Here is a 6,358-nt window from a genome sequence, read left to right as displayed (position 1 = left end):
CGGCCCGGCCGCGCTGTTCGTCAACGGCAAGGCCCTCTGAGCGACCCCGCACCACCACGGCAGCCCCCAGCCCGACTCGCGGCCGGGGGCTGCCGCACTTTCGTGGCCCGCTCCGGCCCCGCGTCGACGGGTGGGCGGCTCAGTCGCGGGTCGCGCGGTCGACGGTCGGGCGGTGGCCTCCGTACGAGGCGAGCAGGGCGTCGGCGACGGCCGCCGCGTCCGCGGCGGCCGCCTCGGCCGGGTACTCGGGCAGCAGGTCGTCCCAGACCGGCAGCCACGACCCGTAGAGCTGGGCCTGCCCCGCGGGCCGGGCGAAGAACCAGATGTGCAGGTGGGCGGCGCCGTCCCCGATCCGGTACACGTGGGCGCGGGAGACGTGCGGCAGGGCCTGCACGTGGCGGACCACGTGCGTGGTGAGCACCCCGAGTTCGGCGGCCAGTCCGTCGGGCAGGTCCGCCATGTCGTGGTGGTCGCGGGGGTACAGCATCAGCACCAGTGGCACGCCGACGCCCGGGATCCGGGCCAGCCGCCAGTGGTCGTCGAGCCAGATGCCCTCGTTCCGGTCGCGGCACATGTCGCAGTCCGCCGGGTCCTCGCCGTGCCGCGGCGGTTCGGGCAGGACGGGCGGGCGCAGCGGCGCGACCCGGAGCCCGTCCTGCTCGAACGGGCTGATGTCCCAGCCGGTCATCCGTGCCAGCGGAAGGCGCTGGTCACCGTCGGCGGCGGCACGTGCGTGCTCGTAGAACTCGTCAGGTCGCAGGGCCATGACCGGAAGACTAGTGCTGCCCGCCGGGGCCCCGTGGCGGAGGGTGGCACGGAAGGTGACGCCGGATCAGTCCAGGTGTCTCCGGAACGGCTTGTCGCGTTCCACCGCCGTTCGCGGATCCGCTGTCCGGCGCGTCGCCCGTGAGGCGTACAGTGCGGGCCCTGAGACGAGGAGGCGCGTTGGAGAACCCGTTCAGGGACGGCGGTCCGCTGGACAAGGCCATGCCGTACTGCCAGTCGGCCCTGGCCGTGGCCCTGCTGGGCGACGGCCTGTCGCGGTGGCGCCACGGCGGCTCCGTGCTCTGGGCCCTGCTCGGGGGCCTCCTGATGGCACTCGCCTGCTACGAGATCTACAAGCAGTTGCGGTCGCGCTTCCGTCGGTGAGGGCGACGCGGGCCGGGTGATGAGCACCGGGGCAACGGAGTTGATCGAATGGTGCCCGCATGCGAGCGACACGGACCGTGTCGATCGCGTGACGGTGCGTGTGTTAGGTTCCGTGCGAACCGACACAGATGACCCCGGCGGTGCGGCAACACCCCGGGGCACGGCACCAGGAGTCATACCTCCCCATGCACATCCATCGTACCGAACCGGCATCGAGCTTCACGGTATTGCCGAATGTCGCCCTGCAGGACCGGCGCCTGAGCTACACCGCGCGCGGGCTGCTCGTCGACCTCCTCTCGCGGCCGGACGGCTGGCGCGACGACGGCCGGACCATGGCCGACAGCAGTGTGCAGGGCCGTCGCGCCGTCGCCAAGGCGCTCCGCGAGCTGACCGAGGCCGGGTACTACTGGGTCGTCAGGCACCAGGGTGAGGACGGCAGGTGGTACAGCGCCGCCCACCTCTACGACGCGCCGCAGCAGGTCGCACCGGGTGCCGATGTTCCGGGCCCCCGGCGGCCGGACAGCGGTGATCGTGACGGCTGTTCAAAGAACCGAGACAAAGAACCCACCCTCCCTGTCCCGCCGTTGGAGCCCGTACCGGCAGAACCCGAACGGGCCGGGCCCGAACGGACCGAGCCGGCACCGGCCGAGCCCGCACCGGCGGCGGGCAAGCAGGCAGCCGAGCGATCGGACGACCGCACGGACGAGGCCGTGTCCGTGCTGTTCCGGGTGATCCGGCCGGAGCCCCGGCTCCGCCTCGGCCAGGCCGAGGCCCGGAAGCTGGCGCCGCTGGTCGCCGGCTGGCTGGAACGGGGCAGCAGCGCGGCCGACCTCGCCCAGGCGCTGCTTCCGGGCCTGCCCGTCACGATCCACTCGGCGTTCGGGGTGCTGCGGCACCGGCTGACCCGCAAGATGCCCCCGGCGCCGGAGGCCGGGCCGCCGGCGGGCGCCCGGTACGCGGAGTGCGGCAGGTGCCACGACCCGGTGCCGCGGCCGGGGATCTGCCGGGCCTGTGCGGGGCTCGGCAGCAGGACGATCGCGGTCGGCACCGGTGAGGCGGCCACCGCTCGTGGGGCGGCCGTGGCCCGTGCCGCGATGCGCGGCGCGAGGGCCGCAGGACTCCGTACCGGCCCTGCGGGTGCCGTCGGAGCCGCGGTCGGCTAGTGCCGGTCCGGCGCGTGGAGCTGGACGAGGGCGTGGGTGCCTGCGGTGCGCCAGTCGGGGGCGGTGGTGTCGAGACGGGTGACGGTGGCCTGCGACAGGCCCGTCACCACGTCGGACTTGAGGGTGCGCAGGGCGGCGACGGGGGAGGGGAAGTGGCCCGCCACATCGGCGAAGGGCGTGGTCGGCGGCCAGTGGCGGTCGCCCACCAGACGGCGGTAGTTGAGGTCGCCCTTGAGGACGGTCAGGGCGGCGTCGGAGAGTTCGGCGCGCAGGTCGGCCGGCATGTCCCGGTAGGGCAGCGGCGCGCAGGAGAACGGGTGGGCCGCCACCCGCAGGGTGCCGCGCTCCACGGCCCGCCAGAGGCGCTCGCCGACCGCCCGGGCCGCGGTCCAGCTCGCCGCGCGGAGGCGGCCGACCGCGGCGAGGACGTCCGCCATGGTGGCGTCGGAGACGAAGTACGGCTGCGGCTTCACGTGCAGCACGACCCGGGTGGCCGCGTCCGCGGCCAGCAGGTGGTCGATCAGGACGAGGTCGGGCAGCAGTTCCCGGGCGGCGTTGTCGGCGATCAGGCAGACCGTGCCGCCCCGGGCCCGGGCCAGTGCGGCCAGCAGCGGTTCGCCGTCGTCGGCGACCAGGGCGGGGTCGGCCGCGCCCTCCGTCCCGGCGGCCATCCGGAAGCCGAGGTCGGCGCGGTTGCCCCAGAGGGCGGAGGAGAGCAGGGCCCGGGTGCGTTCCTCCTCGGGCAGGCCGGCGAGCGCGTCGAGGGCGGCGAGTTCGCCGTCCACGGCCTCACCGGCCAGTTCGGCGTCCTTGAAAGGCGCGTAGGGGTCGATGCCGTGCCAGGGCCCGGGCCGGAAGTACCCGGTGGCGTCGAGCAGCCGCCGGTGGAACCAGCTCTCCGCCCACAGGAAGGGCGCCTCGCTCCACGGCCGGCCCCAGAGCCCCACGCCCCGGGCGAGCCACGCCTCGCGGTCGTGGAGGCCGGGGCCGGGCGGCTCCAGCAGGCCGTCGGTGCTCTCGGCGAGCAGCGCTTCGACCGCCGCCCGTTCGGCCGGCCCGTACGGCCGCGCCGCCAGCACCTGCCGGACGAGCTCGGGGTGCCGTTCGTGGAAGACGCCCCACGGGAAGGAGCCGGGGACGTCGATGCGGATCACGGGTGCGGTCGGCACGGCGGGCCTGTCTCTCGGCGGTCGGACGGCGGTCGGACGGCGGTCCTCCCCGACCTTAGGGCAGCCGCGCCCGCAGCACCGGGACGGCGCAGTGCACCGGGTGCCCGTGCCGCGTACGGTGAGCCAGAGGAGCGACCGCACTCGACGCGCTGGAGTTCCGCAAGGCCGTCCGCGCCCTGCGCGCGCTGTGGAGCGCGGGCAACTCCTACCTCGACGCCGAGGCGCCCTGGCAGCGGGTGAGGACCGACCCGGGGGGCGCCGCGTTCACCCTGCGCACCGCGATGAACGTGATCCACCTCTGCGCGGTCGTCTCCGAGCCGTTCGTGCCGGCCGCCTGCCGGACGGTGCGGGACTGCTTCGCCGCGCCGGAGGGCTCCGCCGCCCGGACCCGGCGCTGGATCGGCCCCGACGAGGCCCGCTCCCTCGACCTGCTGCCCGCGGGCACCGGCTTCACCGTCCCGCCCGTCCTCTTCGCCAAGGTCACCGACGAGCAACTGGCCGCCTGGACGGCCCGCTTCGGCGGCGGGGCCGGCGACGGACGTCCCTGACACGGCGACAGGACCCGGCCGGACGCACGGAAGGACGGTCGCGAACGGCCCGCCTCGGGTAGGGTGGCGGCACTCCAGCAAGGGACGGATCGAGGAGGTGGGACCCATCGACGCAGGTGCAGGCTGGGCGCTCTCCTCGTACGGCCGGACGGCACGACCGCGGTAGCGGTCGCGGGAGCGCCCCTCGGCGGTTCCCGAAAGGCTCCCGTTGTCCTCTCATTCCTCCCGCAGTACCGGTTCTTCCGACCTCCTCCGCTCGCTCCCCGGATTCCCGCCCGTGGTGGTGCGGCTGCGCGCCGCCGGCTGCGTCTTCGCCGAGGACGAGGCGGAGCTGATCCTCGCCACCGCCCGCTCGGCGGCCGAACTCGACACGATGGTGGCCGCCCGGGCCGCAGGCCGGCCGCTGGAGCACGTGCTCGGCTGGGCGGAGTTCTGCGGCCTGCGGATCGCCGTCGACCCGGGGCTGTTCGTCCCGCGGCGGCGCACCGAGTTCCTCGTCCGGCAGGCGGCGCTGCTGGCCGGCCCCTCCGCGGTGGTGCTCGACCTGTGCTGCGGCGTCGGAGCCCTGGGGGTGGCGCTCGCCGCCGCCGTCGGCCCCGGGGTCGAACTGCACGCCGCGGACGTCGACCCGGCGGCCGTCCGATGCGCCCGCCGCAACGCCGCCGCGGTCGGCGGCACCGTCCACCTCGGCGACCTCTACGAGCCGCTGCCGGCCGGCCTGCTCGGCCGGGTCGACGTGCTGCTCGCCAACGCGCCGTACGTGCCGACCACGGCGATCGGGCTGCTGCCCGCGGAGGCCCGCGAGCACGAGCCGCGGGTCGCCCTGGACGGCGGCGCGGACGGCCTGGACGTGCAGCGGCGGGTGATCGCGGACGCGCCGCGGTGGCTCGCGCCCGGCGGGCACCTGCTGGTGGAGACCAGCGAACGGCAGGCCCCCACCACCCTGGCGGCCTGTGCGGCGGCCGGGCTGACCGCCCGGACCGCCGTCTGCGGGGAGATGGACGCCACCGTCGTGATCGGCACGCGGTGAGCCGTCCGGCGGGGGCTCAGGAGGAGCCGGTGATCAGGCCGAGCCGGCCGTCGAACCGCCGGTAGAGCACCCGGCCGCGGCCGTCGCCGGGGTGGGCGTAGAACAGGAAGGGCAGCTCGGCGCCGGCCAGCCGCTCCGCGGCCTGCCGGTCGTCGAGCGCGGGCGCGCCGTGCGGGCTGACGGTCAGCGGGGCCGTGCAGCCGCGCGGCGGGGCGGCGGCGATCGTCCTGGCCAGCCGGTAGCCGGTCGGACCGACCCGGTAGACGACGGCGTCGGTCTCGGTGGCCGGGTCGGTGAACAGGTGGATCCGGTAGTCCATCGCGTCCAGGGTGCGGGCCGCGGCGTCCGGCGAACACCACACCAGCGACGGCGACTTGACGCGGGCGATGACCTGCGGGCCGGCCGCGGGCGGGATCGGCGGGATCGGCGGCAGCGGCGGCCGGGACGGCTGCGGCCAGGCCCGCGGCGTCCAGGTGCCGGTGACGGCGGTGATCCGGCGGCGCAGGCCCTCGGCCAGCCGGTCCAACGCCTCGCCGAGGCCGCGCGCGGTCTCCTGCACCCGGATCCGCCGTCCGTCGACCTCGGCGTTGACCTGCGCCAGCCCGGCGGGGGTCAGCCGGACCCGCAGCGACTCGACGAGCGCGTTGGCGCAGTCCGCGGCGGCCGCGATCCGGCCGCGGGCCTCGTCGAGGACCTCGCGCGGGACGCCGTCGAAGGCCTGAACAGTGATCGCCTCGGTCATGTGGACCGCTCCTCCTGCCACTGGTGTCGGACGACTGAACGCACCCCTGTCCTTACCCAACTCCGCGCCCCTGCGCTCCGAAAGGGCCGAACGACCCGGTCACGGGCTCGTCCGGCCGATCCGGGGCCCGCCCTTCCGGGCCCGCCGGGGGACGGCCGCCGGTGCGACGGCCGCCCAGGTCCGCTCCGCCTCGCGCAGTTCGGCCTCCCGCCGGACGCACCCGGCGAACCACAGGGCACCGCCCGCGACCGCGGCCGGAGCGAGCACGGCGAGCCCGAGGAGTCCGGGTGCCGGGGTGAGCCAGAGCACGGCGGTGAGCGCGGTGCCGAACCACCAGGTCAGGCAGCCGAGCGCGGCCGGGCGGGCGGAGCGCGGGCGGTCGTCGCCGGCCCGCAGGTCGGCCAGGGCGGGCAGCCACCAGACGTTGCCGGCCGCCGCGAGGGCGGCCGCGCCGATGGCCGGGACGATGTGGCTCACGGCTGCTCCTTGCTCGTACGGGGGACGGTGGTGGGACCGCCCCCGCCCCGACGGGGGAGGACGGGGCGGGGACGGGGACT

General features: G+C 76.0%; 7 protein-coding genes and 1 pseudogene. 4 read left to right on the top strand and 4 right to left on the bottom strand.

What is annotated here, in order from left to right; all coding sequences use genetic code 11:
• Nucleotides 1–139: 139 nt before the first annotated feature.
• Nucleotides 140–766 carry a hypothetical protein gene (locus tag AB0O09_RS36440; protein WP_363549510.1) on the bottom strand — a complete coding sequence of 209 codons (627 nt, stop codon included), beginning with the start codon at nucleotides 764–766 and terminating at the stop codon, nucleotides 140–142.
• A gap of 179 nt (nucleotides 767–945) precedes the next feature.
• Between AB0O09_RS36440 and AB0O09_RS36435 the strand changes: the two genes are divergently transcribed.
• On the top strand, nucleotides 946–1,149 hold the full coding sequence (locus AB0O09_RS36435) for a hypothetical protein (protein WP_363549507.1): 204 nt from the start codon (nucleotides 946–948) through the stop codon (nucleotides 1,147–1,149).
• A 227-nt stretch (nucleotides 1,150–1,376) separates the two neighbouring features.
• A complete protein-coding gene (locus AB0O09_RS36430; RefSeq protein WP_363549504.1) occupies nucleotides 1,377–2,312 on the top strand; it encodes a hypothetical protein in 936 nt (311 codons plus the stop codon).
• On the opposite strand, the gene AB0O09_RS36425 is transcribed toward AB0O09_RS36430, so the two are convergent.
• The gene (locus AB0O09_RS36425) at nucleotides 2,309–3,481 is read right to left on the bottom strand and encodes a damage-control phosphatase ARMT1 family protein (protein ID WP_363549501.1); all 1,173 of its coding nucleotides are present in this window, start codon (nucleotides 3,479–3,481) and stop codon (nucleotides 2,309–2,311) included. The two genes, AB0O09_RS36430 and AB0O09_RS36425, sit on opposite strands and share 4 nt — an antisense overlap.
• Nucleotides 3,482–3,621: 140 nt before the next feature.
• Here AB0O09_RS36425 and AB0O09_RS36420 point away from each other — a divergent pair.
• Nucleotides 3,622–4,029, top strand: a pseudogene (locus AB0O09_RS36420) (methionine--tRNA ligase); the annotation flags it as partial.
• A 277-nt stretch (nucleotides 4,030–4,306) separates the two neighbouring features.
• On the top strand, nucleotides 4,307–5,059 hold the full coding sequence (locus AB0O09_RS36415) for a putative protein N(5)-glutamine methyltransferase (RefSeq protein ID WP_363549499.1): 753 nt from the start codon (nucleotides 4,307–4,309) through the stop codon (nucleotides 5,057–5,059).
• A 16-nt stretch (nucleotides 5,060–5,075) separates the two neighbouring features.
• On the opposite strand, the gene AB0O09_RS36410 is transcribed toward AB0O09_RS36415, so the two are convergent.
• Both AB0O09_RS36410 and AB0O09_RS36405 read right to left on the bottom strand, forming a co-directional pair.
• On the bottom strand, nucleotides 5,076–5,801 hold the full coding sequence (locus AB0O09_RS36410) for a sigma 54 modulation/S30EA ribosomal C-terminal domain-containing protein (protein ID WP_363549496.1): 726 nt from the start codon (nucleotides 5,799–5,801) through the stop codon (nucleotides 5,076–5,078).
• Between the two features lie 99 nt (nucleotides 5,802–5,900).
• The gene (locus AB0O09_RS36405; protein WP_363549493.1) at nucleotides 5,901–6,278 is read right to left on the bottom strand and encodes a hypothetical protein; all 378 of its coding nucleotides are present in this window, start codon (nucleotides 6,276–6,278) and stop codon (nucleotides 5,901–5,903) included.
• Nucleotides 6,279–6,358: the final 80 nt, after the last annotated feature.

It is taken from the genome of Kitasatospora sp. NPDC093679 (assembly GCF_040683455.1).
GTDB lineage: Bacteria > Actinomycetota > Actinomycetes > Streptomycetales > Streptomycetaceae > Kitasatospora > Kitasatospora arboriphila.
Note: the sequence above shows the minus strand (reverse complement) of the source record. Positions and strands in the feature narration are given on the sequence as shown.